At 71.8% G+C, this 17,897-nt stretch carries 19 protein-coding genes; 4 read left to right on the top strand and 15 right to left on the bottom strand.

From position 1 onward, the window contains the following. Nucleotides 1–197 (top strand): hypothetical protein (locus tag ACH5AF_RS20360; RefSeq protein ID WP_398903000.1); only part of this gene is annotated, 197 nt, incomplete at its 5' end. On the opposite strand, the gene rimI is transcribed toward ACH5AF_RS20360, so the two are convergent. Beyond that, nucleotides 172–615, bottom strand: a complete 444-nt coding sequence (gene rimI / locus ACH5AF_RS20355) for a ribosomal protein S18-alanine N-acetyltransferase (protein ID WP_398903046.1) — start codon at nucleotides 613–615, stop codon at nucleotides 172–174. The genes ACH5AF_RS20360 and rimI overlap by 26 nt on opposite strands. A 74-nt stretch (nucleotides 616–689) precedes the next feature. Beyond that, entirely contained in the window at nucleotides 690–1,343 is a 654-nt protein-coding gene (gene tsaB, locus ACH5AF_RS20350; protein WP_398902999.1) for a tRNA (adenosine(37)-N6)-threonylcarbamoyltransferase complex dimerization subunit type 1 TsaB, read from the bottom strand. Between the two features lie 144 nt (nucleotides 1,344–1,487). On the opposite strand from tsaB, the gene ACH5AF_RS20345 reads away from it, so the two are divergent. Beyond that, on the top strand, nucleotides 1,488–2,021 hold the full coding sequence (locus ACH5AF_RS20345; protein WP_398903044.1) for a hypothetical protein: 534 nt from the start codon (nucleotides 1,488–1,490) through the stop codon (nucleotides 2,019–2,021). 66 nt (nucleotides 2,022–2,087) lie between these two features. Here ACH5AF_RS20345 and ACH5AF_RS20340 read toward each other — a convergent pair whose 3' ends face one another. From ACH5AF_RS20340 to ACH5AF_RS20300, 9 genes are all read right to left on the bottom strand, one after another. Continuing rightward, nucleotides 2,088–2,288: a hypothetical protein gene (locus ACH5AF_RS20340; protein WP_398902998.1), complete on the bottom strand. Its 201-nt coding sequence runs from the start codon at nucleotides 2,286–2,288 to the stop codon at nucleotides 2,088–2,090. A gap of 194 nt (nucleotides 2,289–2,482) precedes the next feature. Further along, nucleotides 2,483–2,995 carry a tRNA (adenosine(37)-N6)-threonylcarbamoyltransferase complex ATPase subunit type 1 TsaE gene (tsaE, locus tag ACH5AF_RS20335; protein WP_398903043.1) on the bottom strand — a complete coding sequence of 171 codons (513 nt, stop codon included), beginning with the start codon at nucleotides 2,993–2,995 and terminating at the stop codon, nucleotides 2,483–2,485. Continuing rightward, complete coding sequence (locus tag ACH5AF_RS20330; protein ID WP_398902997.1) at nucleotides 2,967–4,202, bottom strand: alpha/beta fold hydrolase; 1,236 nt, start codon at nucleotides 4,200–4,202, stop codon at nucleotides 2,967–2,969. Before ACH5AF_RS20330 ends, tsaE begins: the two co-directional genes overlap by 29 nt. A 10-nt stretch (nucleotides 4,203–4,212) precedes the next feature. Further along, on the bottom strand, nucleotides 4,213–5,409 hold the full coding sequence (gene alr / locus ACH5AF_RS20325) for an alanine racemase (RefSeq protein ID WP_398902996.1): 1,197 nt from the start codon (nucleotides 5,407–5,409) through the stop codon (nucleotides 4,213–4,215). Between the two features lie 85 nt (nucleotides 5,410–5,494). Next, nucleotides 5,495–6,934 carry an NAD(P)H-hydrate dehydratase gene (locus tag ACH5AF_RS20320; RefSeq protein WP_398902995.1) on the bottom strand — a complete coding sequence of 480 codons (1,440 nt, stop codon included), beginning with the start codon at nucleotides 6,932–6,934 and terminating at the stop codon, nucleotides 5,495–5,497. A gap of 120 nt (nucleotides 6,935–7,054) precedes the next feature. Continuing rightward, nucleotides 7,055–7,423, bottom strand: coding sequence for a holo-ACP synthase (locus ACH5AF_RS20315; RefSeq protein WP_398902994.1), 369 nt, complete (start codon nucleotides 7,421–7,423; stop codon nucleotides 7,055–7,057). Between the two features lie 31 nt (nucleotides 7,424–7,454). Next, nucleotides 7,455–9,302 (bottom strand): glutamine--fructose-6-phosphate transaminase (isomerizing), encoded by a 1,848-nt coding sequence (gene glmS, locus ACH5AF_RS20310; protein ID WP_398902992.1) that lies wholly within the window; start codon nucleotides 9,300–9,302, stop codon nucleotides 7,455–7,457. Between the two features lie 127 nt (nucleotides 9,303–9,429). After that, the gene (locus tag ACH5AF_RS20305) at nucleotides 9,430–10,239 is read right to left on the bottom strand and encodes an ABC transporter permease (protein ID WP_398902991.1); all 810 of its coding nucleotides are present in this window, start codon (nucleotides 10,237–10,239) and stop codon (nucleotides 9,430–9,432) included. Then, on the bottom strand, nucleotides 10,236–11,279 hold the full coding sequence (locus tag ACH5AF_RS20300; protein ID WP_398902990.1) for an ATP-binding cassette domain-containing protein: 1,044 nt from the start codon (nucleotides 11,277–11,279) through the stop codon (nucleotides 10,236–10,238). Before ACH5AF_RS20300 ends, ACH5AF_RS20305 begins: the two co-directional genes overlap by 4 nt. Before the next feature lie 168 nt (nucleotides 11,280–11,447). Between ACH5AF_RS20300 and coaA the strand changes: the two genes are divergently transcribed. Next, nucleotides 11,448–12,443, top strand: a complete 996-nt coding sequence (gene coaA / locus ACH5AF_RS20295; RefSeq protein WP_398902989.1) for a type I pantothenate kinase — start codon at nucleotides 11,448–11,450, stop codon at nucleotides 12,441–12,443. A 10-nt stretch (nucleotides 12,444–12,453) separates the two neighbouring features. Further along, nucleotides 12,454–13,410, top strand: a complete 957-nt coding sequence (locus ACH5AF_RS20290) for a DUF389 domain-containing protein (protein ID WP_398902988.1) — start codon at nucleotides 12,454–12,456, stop codon at nucleotides 13,408–13,410. A 33-nt stretch (nucleotides 13,411–13,443) separates the two neighbouring features. Here the strand turns inward: ACH5AF_RS20290 and glmM are convergent, their stop codons facing one another. From glmM to ACH5AF_RS20270, 4 genes are all read right to left on the bottom strand, one after another. Beyond that, entirely contained in the window at nucleotides 13,444–14,802 is a 1,359-nt protein-coding gene (gene glmM, locus ACH5AF_RS20285; protein ID WP_398902987.1) for a phosphoglucosamine mutase, read from the bottom strand. A 166-nt stretch (nucleotides 14,803–14,968) separates the two neighbouring features. Then, complete coding sequence (gene rpsI / locus ACH5AF_RS20280) at nucleotides 14,969–15,484, bottom strand: 30S ribosomal protein S9 (protein WP_215183623.1); 516 nt, start codon at nucleotides 15,482–15,484, stop codon at nucleotides 14,969–14,971. A 42-nt stretch (nucleotides 15,485–15,526) separates the two neighbouring features. Further along, nucleotides 15,527–15,970 (bottom strand): 50S ribosomal protein L13, encoded by a 444-nt coding sequence (gene rplM, locus ACH5AF_RS20275; RefSeq protein ID WP_398902986.1) that lies wholly within the window; start codon nucleotides 15,968–15,970, stop codon nucleotides 15,527–15,529. 291 nt (nucleotides 15,971–16,261) lie between these two features. Next, entirely contained in the window at nucleotides 16,262–17,848 is a 1,587-nt protein-coding gene (locus tag ACH5AF_RS20270) for a serine/threonine protein kinase (RefSeq protein ID WP_398902984.1), read from the bottom strand. Nucleotides 17,849–17,897 lie beyond the last annotated feature (49 nt).

Genomic DNA, 17,897 nt, shown 5'->3' with positions numbered 1-17,897 from the left:
AGGGTTGGTCGGTCGGGCTGTTCGGTCAGGGTTGGTCGGTCGGGCTGTTCGGTCAGGGTTGGTCGGTCGGGCTGTTCGGTCAGGGTTGGTCGGTCGGGCTGTTCGGTCAGGGTTGGTCGGTCGGGCTGTTCGGTCGGGCCTGGCGTCGTGCCGGCGAGTCAGTTCTGTACGTCAGGTCTGTACGGTCAGGCGCATGACGAGGGCGTCGACGTTGCCCGGCTGGTAGTAGCCGCGGCGGAATCCAATGGGCTCGAAGCCGAAGCGCTCGTACAGCTTCTGGGCCCGGGTGTTGTCCACGCGCACTTCGAGGAGCACCTCGTCGCATTCGAAGGCGGTGGCGTGCTGCAGGAGGTCGGTCAGCAGCCGGGCGCCCAGCCCGGTGCCCCACTGACCTGGTTCGACGGCGATGGTCTGGACGTCACCGAGGCCGCCCGCCGCCGCGAGTCCGGCGTAGCCGACGATCCTGCCGTCGAGCTCGGCGACGACGTAGCGGCGGGTGGCCTGCGGTCCCCGGGAGTGCGCGAGCTCGGACCAGAACATCCCGGCCGACCAGGCGTCGTCGGGGAACAGCGCGTTTTCGAGGTCGAGCACCGGCCGGATGTCCCACCAACGCATCTCACGCAATTCAGGAGGGCCGCCGCGCAGCGGCGGCGATGAGGGGCGGCGGTCGGAAGACGGGTGGGCGCCGCTCACTTCGGAGTGACCACCTTGTAGTTCTTCGGGACCTGGGCATCGGGACGGCGCAGGTAGAGCGGCAGTGGGTCGAGGAAGTCCGCCCCGGCCGCCAGCCTCTCGGCCGCGAGGGCGGCGAGGGCGCCGGCGCTGACGTGCTCGGGTCCGCGGGCGTCCGGGAACGTCTGCGGGTACAGGAGCGCGCCGGCGCCGACCGCGGGCAGGTCCGCGACCTGTTCGGCGATGTCGGCGGGCCGGTCGACGGCGGCGTCGCTCACGCGGGTCCGGGCGTTCTCGTAGCGCGCCCAGTAGACCTCTTTGCGGCGGGCATCCGTCGCCACCACGAACGGCTCGTCCAGCCCGGCGGCGTACGCGAGACCATCCAGCGTGCACACCCCGTGGACGGGCACACCGAGCGCGGACGCGAAGGTGGTGGCCGTCACCAGCCCGACGCGAAGTCCTGTGTACGGCCCCGGTCCGACGCCGACCACGATTCCCGTGACGGCGTCGAGCTTCACCCCGGCCTCGGCGAGCACGCGGTCGACGGCGGGCAGCAGCAGTTCCCCGTGCCTTCGGGCGTCCACCCGGCTGGACTCGGCGACGACGGCGGACCCGTCGTGGAGAGCGGCGGTGACGGCGGGCGTGGCGGTATCCATGGCGAGCAAGAGCACGCAAACAGCCTACGGCTCCGGCGAGGGAGGCACGGTGCCCCATCGAACGCAATGCCTGCTGCTACCGTCACCACGACCGGAAAAAGACACGGCCGGGAAAATATTCGAGAGGTGGGCACGGTGGCACGGAGCAGCTCGGGACTCGTGGCCGGGCTCACGGCGGCCGCGCTGGCCGTCGTCGGTTTCCTCGCCTATCAGGCGTCGGCGAACGTTCCCGACAGCCTCGGCGCCCCCAAGGCCCCGAACGCCGTCCCCTCCGCGCAGGCGTCCGGCAGCCCGAAGAGCGAGGCCAGGGACCCGCTCGCCGTGCCCGCCGACTCCGGCACGGGCGTGCGGATCGTGTACGCGCTGGGCGACCGGAGGGTGTGGCTGGTCGGCGAGCAGGGCACGCCGCGGACCTTCGAGGTCATGCCGTCGACGGTGAACCCCCAGCCGGGCACCTACACCGTGACGTCCCGTTCCGGGAACGTGCCGGGCTCGGACGGCCTCCCGGTCGAGCACGTGGTCCGGTTCGCGAAGGTCGGCGGCGTGTCGATCGGCTTCAGCGCGGCGGTGAACGGCTCCATGGCCAGCCCGGACCCGAACAAGAAGACGGGGGGCGTGCGGATGAAGCGGGCCGACGGGGACGCGATGTGGGTCTTCGCGGCGATCGGCTCGAAGGTGGTCGTGGTCCCGTAGGGCCACCCGTACGGAACCGGTTGTACGAATCCCGGCGCGCCTGACGGAGACGTCGGGCAACTCCCGTCAGGCGGCGTCCCGTCGCGCGGCGTCGCTCCGCGCCTCGTCCCGGACCGCTGCCAGCGGCGCCTCGCGCGGCGGGGTCGACACGGCACTGGCCGCCGCACAGGACGCCAGCAGATCCCGCATCGAGACGGCCGGCGCAGGCGGTACGGCTGCCGCAGGCGACTGCTGCCGGGTCTGCGGTTCGCGCTCCGATGCCGACATGGACGCCTCCTGGTGGGCTCCGGGGGCGGGCGTGGTTAGGTAAACCTAACCAGGTGTCCCCACCATGTCATCACGTGGGGGACGCCGGACGCAACATTTTCCCGACGTCTTGTCGGAACGTACGGCGTAACACGCCCAGGAGCCGAGCCCACAGAGGGTGTCGGCGGGCTCGGGCGGGGCAGCCCCCGAGGCCCTCAGATCACCCCGATCCCCGCCCAGCGCTCTCCGTACCCGCGCAGCAGCACCTCGCGGCGCTCGTCCTCCGTGTCGCCCACCACCCGGTGGATCACCACGTGCAGCCGGTCCTCGGACAGGTCCTCGACCTTGCCCTCGCCCCACTCGACCACCACCACCGACTCCGGCAGCGAGACGTCGAGGTCGAGGTCCTCCATCTCGTCGAGCCCGCCGCCCAGGCGGTAGGCGTCGACGTGCACCAGTGCCGGGCCGCCGGTCAAGGACGGATGGACCCGGGCGATCACGAAGGTGGGGGAGGTGACCGCACCACGCACGCCGAGCCCCTCGCCCAGGCCGCGCGTCAGCGTCGTCTTGCCCGCGCCGAGCTCGCCCGTGAGCATCACCAGGTCGCCGGGGCGCAGCAGTTTGGCGAGGCTGCGGCCCAGTTCCTGCATCTGCTCCGGGGAGTCGATCGAGAGGCGGGCGGACCCGGTGACGGCTGTCTCAGCCGCCGGGCTGTGCGGTGCTTCCAGCGGTGTTTCCATACGTGCCAACGTTAGCGGCTGTCGGGACCGCACCCGCCCGGGCCAGCAGATCCGCCAGCCGGTCGGTGACGGCCTCGGGGTGCTCCAGCATCACCAGATGCCCCGCGTCCGGCACGATCACCAGTTCGGCCCCGGGCATCGACCCGGCGATCGCCTCGCTGTGCGTACTGGGGGTGACCAGGTCCTTGTCACCCGCGAGGACGAGGACTGGCAGGCCCTCGAACACGACCAGCGCCTCGGCCTTGTCGTGCTCGGCGAACGCGGGGTAGAACTCCGCGACCACATCGATCGGCGTCGACTCGATCATCCGTTCCGCGAACCGGGCGACCGCCGGATCGACGTCCCGGGAGGAGAACGAGTACCGCTTGATCAGCCCGGCGAACAGGTCCGCCGTCGCCCGCCTGCCCCGTTCGACCAGCTCCGCCTGCGAGCCGAGGGCCCGCAGCACCCCGGGCAGCACCCGGCGTACCACGTTGACGCCCGCGACCGGCAGGCCGTAACTGACCTCGCCGAGCTTGCCCGACGACGTGCCGATCAGGGCGACGGCGGCCACCCGCTCCCGGACGAGTTCGGGGAAGTGGGCGCCCAGCGCCATCATCGTCATGCCGCCCATGGAGTGGCCGACGAGCACCAGCGGGCCCTCGGGCGCGGCCGCGTCGATGACGGCCTTCAGGTCCCGGCCGAGCTGGTCGATGGAGACCGGCACGCCGCCTTGTCCCGCCTGGGCCGCGCCGCGTGCCGAACGGCCGTGGCTGCGCTGGTCCCAGTACACCGCGCGCACCAGGCCGCGCAGCGCAGCGCGCTGAAAGTGCCAGGAGTCCTGGCTGAGGCAGTAGCCGTGGCTGAAGACGACGGTGACGGGAGCGGGCGACTTGCGGCCGAACATCCGGCGGCGGCGCGGTGCGGCCACATCCGGATCGACCTCCTCCACCTCGTAGTGGAGCTCGGTGCCGTCGTCCGCGACTGCCGTTCCCGACACGCCGCGCAGCGAGCCGTACGGGCCGGCGGCGTCGAGAGCGAGACGCGCCTTCCTGCGCATGCCGCGGCCCACGGTGAGGCGCTCGATCGCGACGCCCGCCGCGGCACCGGCCGCGACCACGCCTATGGCGGCACCGGCGATGCCCGCCCGGCGCCAGTTGCCCGTGGCCACCGCGGCGGCGGCCTCGGCCACGTCCCCCGTGCTGGTCTCGCTCACCGTGCCCCTCCTACTCGTCGGCGGTCCGCCCGCTCACGTACTGCTCGTCCTGGGCAACCTCGTTCACATAGACGCGCGGCACCCTGGCACCGATGCGGGTGACGATCTCGTAGGCGATCGTGCCCGCCGACTCGGCCCAGTCCTCGGCGGTCGGCTCGCCCCGGTCGCCCGGACCGAACAGCAGCGCCTCGGCACCCTCCTCGACCGTCTGCCCGCCGAGATCGACGACGAACTGGTCCATCGCGACCCGTCCCGCGATCCGCCGCCACTTACCGCCGACCAACACCGGCCCGCGGCCCGACGCATGACGCGGAATGCCGTCCGCGTAGCCGAGGGGGATCAGGCCGAGCGTCGTCTCGGCGCCGGTGACGTAGTGGTGGCCGTAGCTGACGCCGTGGCCCGCCGGCACCTGCTTGACGAGCGCCACGGACGCGGCGAGCGTCATCACCGGGCGCAGTCCGAAGTCCGCGGGTGTGCCGAGTTCGGGGCTGGGCGAGACGCCGTACATCGCGATACCGGTCCGCACGAGGTCGAAGTGGGCGTCCGGAAGGGTGAGCGTGGCCGGGGAGTTGGCGATGTGCCGCACCTCGGGCTCCACGCCGGCCTTCTCCGCGTGGTCGACCATGTCCCGGAAGACGTCCAGCTGAGCGGCGATCGAGGGGTGGCCGGGCTCGTCGGCGCAGGCGAAGTGCGACCACAGTCCGGTGATCTCGATCAGGCCCGCGGTCTCGGCCGTGCGTGCGGCCGCGACCAGTCCGGGCCAGTCGGCGGGCGGACAGCCGTTGCGGCCGAGTCCCGTGTCGGCCTTGAGCTGTACCCGGGCGGGGAGGCCGGCCTCCTCGGCCGCCGCGGTGACCTCCCTCAGCGCCCACAGGCCGCTCACGGACATGTCGAGGTCCGCCTCGATGCCCGCGCGCCACGGGTCGCCCGGCGTCCACAGCCAACACATGATCCGGCCGCCGACACCCGCCGCACGCAGGGCGAGCGCCTCCTGCGGGGTGGCCGTGCCCAGCCAGGTGGCGCCCCCCGCGAGCGCGGCCCGGGCGCAGGGCACCATGCCGTGCCCGTACGCGTCCGACTTCACCACGGCCATCAGGGCGGCACGCGGCGCGCGGGCACGCAGCGCGCGGACGTTCGCGCGCAGGGCCGCGAGGTCGATCTCGGCACGGGCTCGCGGCGGGGCGGGGGGCGGCGGTGTCTGGCTCATCGCGCCCAGTCTCTCAGAGCCGCAGGCCTCCGACCGTATGTGCGGCGGTCGACTGTGTCACTCGCCGGGGCGGCGCCCCCGCCGCTCATTCCCTCACATCACGCCAGGCGTCCGGGAGAGTCGCCGCCACCTCGGACGCGGTGATCGGTACGCCCCGCGCGACGCGGAGCCGGGCCGCGAGGCCGTGCAGATAGGCCGCTGCGGAACCCGCGTCGCGGGCGTCGAGCCCTGCGGCGAGCAGGGAACCGGCGAGCCCGGAGAGGACGTCCCCGCTGCCCGCCGTCGCCAGCCAGGGGGTGCCCATGGGGTTGACGCGCACCGGGGAACGGCGGCCGTCCGCGTCGGCGACCAGCGTGGTGGAGCCCTTGAGCAGCACGGTCGCGCCGAAGCGGACGGCCAGTTCACGTACGGACGCGAGCCGCGCCGACTCCACCTCCTCGCGCGCCACGCCGAGCAGCGCGGCGGCTTCGCCCGCGTGCGGCGTCATGAGGGTGGGCGCGGCCCGGTCGCGTACGGCGGCGGCGTCCAGCAGCCGCAGGCCGTCGGCGTCGACGAGCACCGGAACGTCGGAGGCGAGCACCTCCCGTACGGCGTCGCCGTCCTCCCCGATGCCCGGTCCGACGACCCAGGCCTGGACCCGGCCCGCCCTGCCCGGCGGGCCCGCGTGCACCAGGGTCTCCGGGAATCGGGCGATCACCGCGTCCGCCGCCGGTCCCACGTACCGCGCGGCGCCGGCGCCACCGCGCAGGGCTCCCGCCACGGCGAGGACGGCCGCGCCCGGGTAGCGCGCGGACCCGGCGACGATACCGACGACGCCCCGGCGGTACTTGTCGCTCTCCGCGGCCGGCAGCGGCAACATGCGTGCCACGTCGGCGTGTTGCAGCGCCTCCAGGTCAGGCACGGACGGCAGGTGCTCCTCGATTCCGATGCCGACCAGCCGGACCGAGCCCGTGTACTCCTTGGCCGGGTCGACGAGCAGCCCGGGCTTGTACGTCCCGAACGTCACCGTCGTGTCGGCGCGCAGCGCCTCGCCCCGCACCTCTCCCGTGTCGGCCTCGATGCCGCTCGGCAGGTCGACGGCGACGACGACGGCGTTCGACCCTCGGGCGGCGCGCGCCACCGGCACGGCGTCCGGCCGCAGGCCGCCGTGGCCGCCGATCCCGGTGATGCCGTCCAGCACGAGGTCGGCGGCGGCGAGCACCTCGAACGGATCGTCGGCGATCCGGCCGCCCGCGGCGAGCAAGGCGGCGAGTCCCGCCGGGTGGGTGCGGTGGGGCGCGAGCAGGACGGCGGTGACCCCCGCGCCGCGCCGGGCGAGGCGCGTCCCGGCGAACAGGGTGTCGCCTCCGTTGTCCCCGCTGCCGACGAGCAGCACGACGCGTGCGCCGTACACCCGGCCCAGCAGATCGGCACAGGCGGCGGCCAGCCCGGCGGCGGCGCGCTGCATGAGCGCGCCTTCGGGCAGGCGGGCCATGAGCTGCGCCTCGGCGTGCCGTACGGTCTCGACGCTGTAGGCAGTACGCATCCCCCGAGTCTGCCTCACACGTCCTGGCCCCGCGCGAGGACGCCGCGCCACAAGTGTCCCGATGTGACTCCGAGTTAGGCGCCCCGATGGCGGCCGGCCCCCGCGCGGGCACGCCACCGGTCACCCCTCCGCGATCACCACCGCCGACGCCACGCCCGCGTCGTGGCTCAGCGACACGTGCCACGAGCGCACCCCCAGATCCGCCGCGCGGGCCGCCACCGTGCCGCGGACGCGCAGGCGGGGACGGCCCGAGTCCTCCACGTACACCTCGGCGTCCGTCCACAGCAGGCCGGCCGGTGCGCCCAGTGCCTTGGCCAGCGCCTCCTTCGCGGCGAACCTCGCCGCGAGGGAGGCGTACCCCCTCCGCTCCCCGCTCGGCAGCAGCAACTCGTGTGCCACGAAGAGACGTTCCGCCATGTTCGGCGTCCGCCTCATGGACGCGGCGAACCGGTCGATCTCCGCGACGTCGATCCCCACCCCGATGATCATGCGACAGTGCCTCCCGCTCCCTGCCGGTCCCTCACTCCACCGTCACCGACTTGGCCAGGTTGCGGGGCTGGTCCACTTCGTTGCCGCGCGCCGTCGCCAGCTCGCACGCGAAGACCTGGAGCGGCACCGTCGCCACCATGGGCTGGAGGAGCGTCGGCGTCGCCGGGATCCACACCAGATGGTCCGCGTAGGGCACGACCGACTCGTCGCCCTCCTCCGCGATCACGATGGTCCGCGCTCCCCGGGCCCGGATCTCCTGGATGTTGGACACGATCTTGTCGTGCAGGACCGAACGTCCGCGGGGCGACGGCACCACGACCACCACCGGCAGATCCTCCTCGATCAGCGCGATCGGACCGTGCTTGAGCTCACCCGCCGCGAAGCCCTCCGCATGCATGTACGCCAACTCCTTGAGCTTGAGCGCGCCCTCCAGCGCCACCGGATAGCCCACGTGCCGCCCCAGGAACAGCACGGTGTTCTTGTCCGCCAGCGAACGCGCCAGCTCGCGCACCGGCTCCATCGTCTCGAGCACCCGCTCGACCTCGCCGGAGATCTGCGCCAGGTCCCGGACCACGGCCCGGATCTCGTCGCCCCACTTGGTGCCGCGCACCTGCCCCAGGTAGAGGGCCACCAGGTAACAGGCCACCAGCTGCGTGAGGAACGCCTTCGTCGAGGCGACGGCAACCTCCGGGCCCGCGTGCGTGTACAGCACGGCGTCCGACTCACGTGGGATGGTCGACCCGTTCGTGTTGCAGATGGCCAGCACCTTGGCGCCCTGCTCGCGCGCGTGCCGCAGCGCCATCAGGGTGTCCATGGTCTCGCCGGACTGCGAGATGGCGACGACCAGCGTCCGCTGGTCCAGGATCGGGTCCCGGTAACGGAATTCGCTCGCCAGCTCCACCTCGCACGGGATACGGGTCCAGTGCTCGATGGCGTACTTCGCGATCAGGCCCGCGTGGAAGGCGGTCCCACAGGCCACGATGACGACCTTGGTCGCCTCGCGCAGCACGGACACCGGGATGCGCACCTCGTCGAGGCTCAGCGATCCGGTGGCGTCGATGCGGCCCAGCAGCGTGTCGGCGACCGCCTTGGGCTGTTCGGCGATCTCCTTGAGCATGAAGTAGTCGTAGCCGCCCTTCTCGGCCGCGGAGGCGTCCCAGTCCACGTGGTAGGAGCGCACATCCGCGGGCGCACCGTCGAAGCCGGTGACCGTCACGCCGTCGCGGCGCAGCTCCACCACCTGGTCCTGGCCCAGCTCGATCGCGGACCGGGTATGGGCGATGAAGGCGGCCACATCGGAGGCGAGGAAGGACTCCCCCTCCCCGACGCCCACCACCAGCGGAGAGTTCCGCCGCGCGCCGACCACCACGTCCGGCTCGTCCGCATGTACGGCGACCAGGGTGAACGCGCCCTGAAGTCGACGGCACACCAGCCGCATGGCCTCGGCGAGGTCCCCGCACGACGAGAACGACTCCGCGAGCAGATGCGCCACGACCTCGGTGTCGGTCTCCGACGCCAGATCGTGCCCGCGCTCGGCCAACTCGGCCCGCAGTACGGCGAAGTTCTCGATGATGCCGTTGTGCACGACGGCGACCCGGCCCGCGTTGTCCAGGTGGGGGTGCGCATTGGCATCGGTGGGGCCGCCGTGCGTGGCCCACCTGGTGTGCCCGATTCCGGTGGAGCCGCTCGGCAGCGGCCGCTCCACCAGTTCCTTCTCCAGGTTGACGAGCTTGCCCGCCTTCTTGGCCGCGGCGAGGCCGCCGTCCGCGAGCACGGCGACCCCGGCCGAGTCGTAGCCGCGGTACTCCAGCCGCTTCAGTCCGGCGATGACCACATCAAGCGCCGACTGCCCGCCGACGTAACCCACGATTCCGCACATGGTCCGCAGCCTACGGCGCGGGACGCGGCTCGGCAGCGGGCCCGCCCGCAGGGCGGAACTGGCCCGCACGGCCGACAGCCGCGAGCGTGGGTCCGGCGGAGCGCACGTCACCCGGCGGGGCCGGCGCTCACACCTTCGCCCGGTACGCCCGCATCGCCAACGGGCAGAACACCGCCGCTATGCCCGCCGCCCACACCAGCGACCAGAGCACCGGCTCCGCCACCGGGCCGCCCAGCAGCAGGCCGCGGAACGCGTCCGACAGATGGGTGACCGGGTTGACGTCACTCCACGCCTGGAGCCAGCCCGGCATGGTGTCGACCACGACGAACGCACTGCTGGTGAACGTGATCGGGAAGATCAGCGTGAAGGCGAACGCCTGAACCTTCTCCGCATCGCCCGCCAGCATCCCGATCAGCACCGCGCTCCAGGACACCGCCGCCGCGAACACGACCAGCAAAAGGGCGCCGGCCAGGAATCCCCCGAAGCCGCCGGTGATCCGGAAGCCCAGCGCCACGCCGAGGCCGGTCATGAGCAGCATCGCCCACACATGCTTGGCGAGATCCGCGGTGATCCGCCCGATCAGCGGCGCGGAGCGGGCTATGGGCAGGCTGCGCAGCCGGTCGAACACCCCTTTGGTCAGGTCGGTGTTGAGCGCCATGGCGGTGTACATCGTCATGAACAGCGTGTTCTGCACGATGATGCCGGGCAGCGCGTATTTCAGATACGCCTCCGGGGAGCCGGCCATCTGCCCGCCGAGGACATAGGTGAACAGGAACACGAACATGATCGGCGTGACGCTGTAGTCCACGAGCTCCAGCGGGTTGTGCTTGACCGCCACCAGGCTGCGCCACGCCATCGTGAGGGTCTGCTGGGCCCAGGCCAGCGGCTTCACCCGGCCCGACGCCGTCAGCGTGGCCGTGATCGTCGTGGCCGTCATGCCGGACTCACCGCATTCTCCCTCGTGCCCTCGTCACCGCCGCGGCCCTCCTGCGCGCGGCCGTTCCCGTCCGGCCCCGGCTCCGGCCCGGAACCGTCCGGGGACCGCGGCACGGCCTTGTGGCCGGTGAGCGCCAGGAAGACCTCGTCCAGCGAGGACCGCCGCAGCGTCAGCTCTCCCACCGCGATCCCGTCCCGGTCGAGTCTGCGCACGACCGTGGGCATCAGCTCGGGATCCTTCACCGGGGCCGTGACCGATCCGCCCTCGATCCGGGCCCCGTCCCCCGCGGCCTCGGCCACCAGCCGGTGCGCGGCGGGCAGGTCCTGCTCCCGGACCGGACGCAGCTCCAGCACCTGGCCACCCACCTCGGACTTGAGCCGGTCGGGCGTGCCCTCGGCGATCACCTTCCCCTTGTCGATCACCACGATGTCGTCGGCGAGCACATCCGCCTCGTTCAGGTACTGCGTGGTCAGCAGTGCGGTCGCCCCGTCCGCCACCAGGGCGCGGAGCATGTCCCACAGCTCTCCGCGGCTGTGCGGGTCGAGACCGGTCGTCGGCTCGTCGAGAAAGAGGATGCTGGGCCGGCCGACGAGGCTCGCCGCGAGGTCGAGACGCCGCCGCATGCCGCCCGAGAACGTCTTCACTGCCCGGCCCGCCGCGTCGGTCAGCTGGAACCGGTCCAGCAGCTCGGCGGCCCGCGCCTTCGCCCCGCGTCTCGGCAACCCGAGCAGACGGCCTATGAGCAGCAAATTCTCCGTGCCGGTGAGATTCTCGTCCACAGCCGCGTACTGCCCGGTCAATCCGATGAGGGAGCGCACCAGACCTGCCTCCCGGACGACGTCGTGGCCGGCCACCGTCGCCCGGCCGGCGTCCGGAGCGAGCAGCGTGGCGAAGATGCGCACCGCTGTCGTCTTACCCGCCCCGTTCGGACCGAGCAGGCCGAGCACCGAGCCGGTGTGGGCCGCGAGATCCACGCCCGCCAGTGCTTCGGTCTCGTTGAACCGCTTGGCCAGGCCCTCCGCCTGGATCGCGTAGGTCATGGGACTCCCCTTGTGACGTGTCACGTCGCGGACGTCGTGGCCGCCGCGCGTCGGCGCCCACCTCACAGACAACTGTGACGCACGCCACTGACATTCCGGCCAGGCAGCCTCCCGTCGCGTGACCCAGCCCACCCCCCACAACCGCCCCGAAGCCCCGACAATGACCGTGTGATCTCTTCGCCGCCACGAAGCGCCCACCGCCGGGCAGAGCCTGCGTCGACGCCCTATGTCGACCTCACCCGAGCGGAGTGGAGCGCCCTGCGCGAGAAAACGCCGCTGCCGCTGACCGCAGAGGAGGTCGAACAGCTGCGCGGCCTCGGGGACGTCATCGACCTGGACGAGGTGCGGGACGTCTATCTGCCGCTGTCCCGGCTGCTCAACCTCTACGTGCAGGCCACGGCCGAGCTGCGAGGTGCCCTCAACACCTTTCTCGGCGACGCGGGCAACGGGCACGGCGCCCAGCGCGGGACCCCGTTCGTCATAGGCGTCGCCGGCTCGGTCGCCGTCGGCAAGTCCACGGTCGCCCGTCTGCTGCAGGCCCTCCTCGCCCGCTGGCCCGAGCACCCCCGTGTCGAGCTGGTGACGACGGACGGGTTCCTGCTGCCGATGAAGGAACTCCGGGCCCGCGGGCTGATGTCGCGCAAGGGCTTCCCCGAGTCCTACGACCGCCGCGCCCTGACCCGCTTCGTCGCCGACATCAAGGCCGGGAAGGACGAGGTCACCGCCCCCGTCTACTCCCATCTGATCTACGACATCGTCCCGGACGAGCGGCTGACGGTACGCCGCCCGGACATCCTCATCGTCGAAGGGCTCAACGTCCTCCAGCCCGCCCTGCCCGGCAAGGACGGCCGCACCCGGGTCGGCCTCGCCGACTACTTCGACTTCAGCGTGTACGTCGACGCCCGGGCCGAGGACATCGAGACCTGGTACCTCAACCGCTTCCGCAGGCTACGCGAGACGGCGTTCCAGAACCCGTCCTCGTACTTCCGGAAGTACACACAGGTCTCCGAGGAGGAGGCGCTGGACTACGCGCGCACGATGTGGCGCACCATCAACAGGCCCAATCTGCTGGAGAACGTCGCACCCACCCGGGGGCGCGCCACACTGGTGCTGCGCAAGGGGCCCGACCACAAGGTGCAGCGCCTGTCCCTGCGCAAACTCTAGGAGGAACGGCGTGCTGCACCTGCGGATCATCGTCCCGGCCGACCGGACCACCGAGGTGGTCTCCGTGCTGGAGAAAACGGTCGGCACAGCCCACCTCGTTGTGCTCCCGGGCGCGGCCCGCGATCCCCGGGGCGACCTGATCCTGTGCGACGTGGCACGGGAGGCCGGGGACGAGCTCCTGTCGGAGCTGCGGGAGCGCCGCATCGACGATTGCGGCTCCATCGCCGTCGACGACATCACGCTGTCGCTGTCGGGCCGCGCGGCGAAGGCGGAGAAGGACGCGCCGGGCGAGGGCGCGGACGCGGTCCTGTGGGAACAGCTGGCCGACGCCACGCACGAGGAGTCGACGCTCAGCGTCACCTACCTCGCGTTCCTGACCCTCGCGATGATGATCGCGGCGTGCGGCGTGGTGCTCGACAACGCGATCCTGATCGTCGGCGCCATGGCGGTCGGCCCCGAGTTCGGGCCGCTGGCCGGCTTCTGCACGGCCCTGGTGCGGCGCGCGCCGAAGCTCGCCTGGCGATCGTTCCTCGCGCTGATCGTCGGCTTCGGCGCCGCGATGCTGCTGACCGTGGGATTCAGCTTGCTCATGGACGCGCTGGACCTGTTCTCCGCCTCGAAGCTGGACGCCGAGCGCCCCAACACGGCCTTCATCTACGCCCCCGACGAGTTCTCGCTCGTCGTCGCCGTCCTCGCCGGCTCGGCGGGGATGCTCTCGCTGACCTCCGCCAAGTCGGGCGCGCTGGTCGGCGTCGCCATTTCGGTGACGACCGTCCCGGCGGCGGCGAACGCGGCCGTGGCGTTCAGCTACTCCAAGTACCAGCAGGCATGGGGCTCCGCGGAGCAGCTGCTGCTGAACCTGCTCGGCATCGTCCTGGCCGGCACCCTGACGCTGCTGGTGCAGAAGGCACTGTGGCGTGCGAGCCGCCAGGGCGCCCGTACGCAGAGCGAGGGGGCCCGTACGTAATCCCCGTACGGGCCCCCTCGCGAAGCACGGCCGCTAGCCCAGCGCCGACTTCACCACGTCGGCCAGCCGGCCCGCGACGCTCTGCGCCTGCGCGAGGTCAGCGGCCTCGACCATGACCCGCACCAGCGGCTCGGTGCCCGAGGGACGCAGCAGGACGCGGCCGGTCGCGCCGAGCTCGCGCTCCGCCTCGCCGACCGCCTGGGCCAGCTCGGCGGACGTGTGCACGCGGGACCTGTCGACGTCCCGCACATTGATGAGCACCTGCGGCAGCCGCTCCATCACGGCCGCGAGCTCGGCCAGCGAACGGCCGGTCGCCGCGACCCGGGCCGCCAGCATCAGGCCGGTCAGCGTGCCGTCGCCGGTGGTGGCGTGGTCCAGGACGATGACGTGCCCGGACTGCTCGCCGCCGAGCGCGTAGCCCTGCGCCTTCATGGCCTCCAGGACGTAGCGGTCGCCGACCGCCGTCTGCACCAGCTCGACGCCCTCGCGCTCCATGGCCAGCTTGAAGCCGAGATTCGACATGACCGTGGCCACGACGGTGTCGCCCCGCAGCGTGCCGGCCTCGCGCATCGCGAGCGAGAGCACGGCGAGGATCTGGTCGCCGTCGACCTCGTTGCCGTCCGCGTCGACGGCGAGGCAGCGGTCCGCGTCGCCGTCGTGGGCGATGCCGAGGTCGGCCCCGTGCTCGACGACGGCGGCCTTGAGCAGGTCCAGATGCGTCGAGCCGCAGCCGTCGTTGATGTTCAGCCCGTCCGGGTCCGCGCCGATGGTGACGACCTGGGCGCCGGCCCGGGCGAACGCCTCGGGGGACACACGCGAGGCCGCGCCGTGCGCCTCGTCGAGGACGACCTTCAGTCCGTCGAGGCGGTTGGGGAGGACGGCGATGAGGTGGGCGACGTACTTGTCGAAGCCCTCGTCGTAGTCCGTGACCCGGCCCACGCCGGCGCCGGTCGGCCGGTCCCACGGCTCGCCGGTGCGGTGCTGCTCGTAGACCTGCTCGATACGGTCCTCCAGCTCGTCGGCCAGCTTGTGGCCGCCGCGCGCGAAGAACTTGATGCCGTTGTCGGGCATGGCGTTGTGGCTGGCGGAGAGCATCACGCCGAGGTCGGCGCCGAGCACGCCGGTGAGGTACGCCACCGCCGGGGTCGGCAGCACCCCGACGCGCAGCACGTCGACGCCCGCGCTGGCGAGACCGGCCACCACGGCCGCCTCCAGGAACTCTCCGGAGGCCCGGGGGTCGCGTCCCACCACCGCGGTCGGGCGATGGCCGGCGAAGGTGCCCGCCTCGGCGAGCACGTGTGCCGCCGCGACCGACAGGCCGAGCGCGAGCTCCGCCGTCAGGTCCGCGTTGGCGACACCGCGTACACCGTCCGTTCCGAAGAGTCGTCCCACTGTTGTCCTCCGAAGAAGCTGAATACTCGAGTTTCGTCTTTACGCCCGGGGTCGTCGGGTCGATGTCCGGGATCGATAAACGAACGCCCCGGCGACACGGAGTGCCGCCGGGGCGAACGCGAAGCCGTACAGAAGCTGTACCAGCTCGTACAGGCCAGCCTGCGATTTAGCGCTTGCTGTACTGCGGGGCCTTGCGGGCCTTCTTGAGACCGGCCTTCTTGCGCTCGACCGCACGGTCGTCGCGGGAGAGGAAGCCGGCCTTCTTCAGGGCGCCGCGGTTGTTGTCCACGTCGGCCTCGTTCAGCGCGCGGGCCACACCGAGGCGCAGCGCACCGGCCTGGCCGGAGACGCCGCCACCCGAGATGCGGGCGATGACGTCGTAGCGGTTGTCGAGCTCGAGCACCTTGAAGGGCTCGTTGACTTCCTGCTGGTGCACCTTGTTGGGGAAGTAGTCCTCAAGGGTGCGACCGTTGATCTTCCACTTGCCGGTGCCCGGAACGATCCGGACGCGGGCGATGGCGTTCTTGCGGCGGCCCAGGCCGGCGGCCGGCTGCGGCTCGCCGAAGCGGGAAGCAACGGACTCGGTGGTGTACTCACCCTCGACCGGAGCCTCGGTCTCGGTGGTGTACTGCTCGGGGGACTCGGTCTCCTCGAGCGGCTGCTCAATGGCGGTCTCGGCCACGATTCTCCTCAGATTTCTTTACGTCTTAGGGGGTGGCCGGACTTACTGCGCGACCTGGGTGATCTCGAACGGGACCGGCTGCTGAGCAGCGTGCGGGTGGTTCTCGCCCGCGTAGACCTTCAGCTTCGAGAGCATCTGACGGCCCAGGGTGTTCTTCGGGAGCATGCCCTTGACGGCCTTCTCGATGGCCTTCTCGGGGCTCTTCTCGAGCAGCTCGTCGTAGCGGACGGAACGCAGACCACCCGGGTAGCCGGAGTGGCGGTACGCCATCTTCTGGGTCCGCTTGTTGCCGGACAGGTGCACCTTCTCGGCATTGATGACGATGACGAAGTCACCAGTGTCGACGTGGGGCGCGTAGATCGGCTTGTGCTTGCCCCGGAGAAGGGTAGCGGCGGTGGTCGCCAGACGGCCCAGGACGATGTCCTGCGCGTCGATGATGTGCCACTGGCGCGTCACATCGCCGGGCTTGGGGCTGTACGTACGCACGGTCGTAGCCTTCGCTTCTTCAGTGAGTTGGTCCTGACAAGGCCACCCGGACGATCACGACAGCCCTGATCACACGTCGGGGACGCAACCCGAGTGTCGATCGCTGGTCATCGGCCCGGTGGACCGGCGTAAGGGCCCCTCACGTGAGATAGAGCAAGCCAATACGCATAACGAACCAGAAGAATACCCGTGCGGCCCCGCACGGGTCAAAACCGCCGGTGCCGGCGGACCGAGGGGGCAGGAGGGTCCACAGGCCCAGAACGGGCAAAGACGGCAGTGCGGGTGGAGACGTCAGGGCGCTCCCAGTGCCTCGGCCAGGAACCGGGCCTCGTTCTCACCCAGCCCCACGGCGATGATCGCAGTCCCTCCCGGCAGCTTGCTTGCGATGAAGAAACTGGCCAGCAGCCTCTTGTCACCCTGGACGAACGCCAGCCGGGCCTTCGGATCGTCCGGTTGCAGTCCCCGTCCCTCGATCTTCCCCGTCAGTTCGGCGAACGTCGCACGGTCGGAGTCCTTCAGGGCGACGCGGACGGACCAGCCCTCCGCCCCCGGCGCCTTCTCCTCGTAGGCGGCGACCTCCTTGAACCGGTTGACCGTCATCCCGGGAGCCGTCGAGACGACGACACAGCTCTGACGGTCGTCCGAGGTGAAGGCCCGTCCGGAGGGCGCGGGACTCTGCGGCGGCCACACGTCAGGATCCGGTGAGCCGGTCGGGCACACGCCCTCGAACTCGTCCTCCACCTCCAGGATGCGCACGGGCTCGTCCGGCACCCCCGCAGCGGCATTCTCCGCACCTGCGTCCCAGGGGCGTACCACCAGGACGACCGCGAGCGCGACGACGGCGACCGCCGCGCCGGTCGCCCACCACAGGCGGGTCCGCGGGGCGGCAGGCGGCAGGAGCCTCAGGCGGGACGTCCGGCCATGCGCAGGCACCGCCGCCGTCGCCGCATCCGGGTCGATACGACGCCGGGCGGCCTCCACCGCCCGCACGCGCCCCTCGCGGTACCGCCCGATCGCCTCGATCCACGCCCCGCTCAGCCAGTCCTCGCCGCCGCGGGCGTCCGGGCGCTCGCCCAGCCTGTCCGCGCAGTACGCGAGGATCTCCGCGGGGGCCGGCCGGTCCGCAGGGTCCAGCGCCAGACACGGCAGCACCAGCCCTTCCAGCTCGTCCGGCAGCCCCGACACGTCCAGGTCGCCCGTCGCCGCGCGGACGAGCTGCTCCAGGGCCGGACCCGCGCCGCCATCTCGGTACGGAGCCCGGCCGACGGCGAGACAGAACAGCGTTGCTCCCAGCGAGTACACGTCCGAGGCGGGGGTGGTCTCCTCGCCGCGGGCCTGCTCGGGAGAGGCGTAGGCGACCGTGCCGAGCGCGGTCTGCGTCCGGGTGACGTCATGGGCCTGCGAGATCCCGAAGTCGATCACCCGCGGGCCCTCCACCGGCAGTAGGACGTTCGACGGCTTCACGTCCCGGTGCACCAGGCCTGCCGCGTGGATGGAGACCAGCGCCTCCGCCATCCCGGCCGCCACCCAGTGCAGAGCGCTCGCGTCCAGCGTCCCGCAGCTCTCCACGAGGTCGCGCAGGGAGGGGGCGGGGACGTACTCGGTCGCCATCCACGGCACGGCGGCCGCCGCGTCCGCCGCCACGACGCTCGCGGTGAAGACGCCCTGGACGCGCTGGGCGAGCACGACCTCGCGGGCGAAACGGCGGCGGTCGTCCTTGCTGTCGGTGATCAATGTCTTCACCGCGACGGTGCGACCGCCGGGCGAACGGGCGAGATAGATGCGGCCCATGCCTCCGCTGGCGAGCTCGTCCAGCACCGTGAACGCCCCGAACCTGAGGCCCGGACGGACCGCATCCGCCACACCGTCGCTCTGCATGTCCGGCCCCCCCGGAGATCACGTTGGCGCTCAACCTACCCACTCCGAC

The sequence above is a fragment of the Streptomyces sp. NPDC018833 genome (assembly GCF_044390825.1).
Classification (GTDB): Bacteria; Actinomycetota; Actinomycetes; order Streptomycetales; family Streptomycetaceae; genus Streptomyces.
The sequence above is the reverse complement of the archived record's forward strand: the minus strand, read 5'-3'. Positions and strand labels throughout refer to the sequence as shown.

What these genes read in the sequence shown, in the direction of transcription:
- ACH5AF_RS20340 (WP_398902998.1), bottom strand. Translation starts at nt 2,288, where the DNA reads ATGTCGGCATCGGAGCGCGAACCGCAGACCCGGCAGCAGTCGCCTGCG.
- alr (WP_398902996.1), bottom strand. Translation starts at nt 5,409, where the DNA reads ATGAGCCAGACACCGCCGCCCCCCGCCCCGCCGCGAGCCCGTGCCGAG.
- ACH5AF_RS20305 (WP_398902991.1), bottom strand. Translation starts at nt 10,239, where the DNA reads ATGACGGCCACGACGATCACGGCCACGCTGACGGCGTCGGGCCGGGTG.
- ACH5AF_RS20300 (WP_398902990.1), bottom strand. Translation starts at nt 11,279, where the DNA reads ATGACCTACGCGATCCAGGCGGAGGGCCTGGCCAAGCGGTTCAACGAG.
- ACH5AF_RS20315 (WP_398902994.1), bottom strand. Translation starts at nt 7,423, where the DNA reads ATGATCATCGGGGTGGGGATCGACGTCGCGGAGATCGACCGGTTCGCC.
- ACH5AF_RS20320 (WP_398902995.1), bottom strand. Translation starts at nt 6,934, where the DNA reads ATGCGTACTGCCTACAGCGTCGAGACCGTACGGCACGCCGAGGCGCAG.
- glmS (WP_398902992.1), bottom strand. Translation starts at nt 9,302, where the DNA reads ATGTGCGGAATCGTGGGTTACGTCGGCGGGCAGTCGGCGCTTGATGTG.
- ACH5AF_RS20270 (WP_398902984.1), bottom strand. Translation starts at nt 17,848, where the DNA reads ATGCAGAGCGACGGTGTGGCGGATGCGGTCCGTCCGGGCCTCAGGTTC.
- rimI (WP_398903046.1), bottom strand. Translation starts at nt 615, where the DNA reads ATGCGTTGGTGGGACATCCGGCCGGTGCTCGACCTCGAAAACGCGCTG.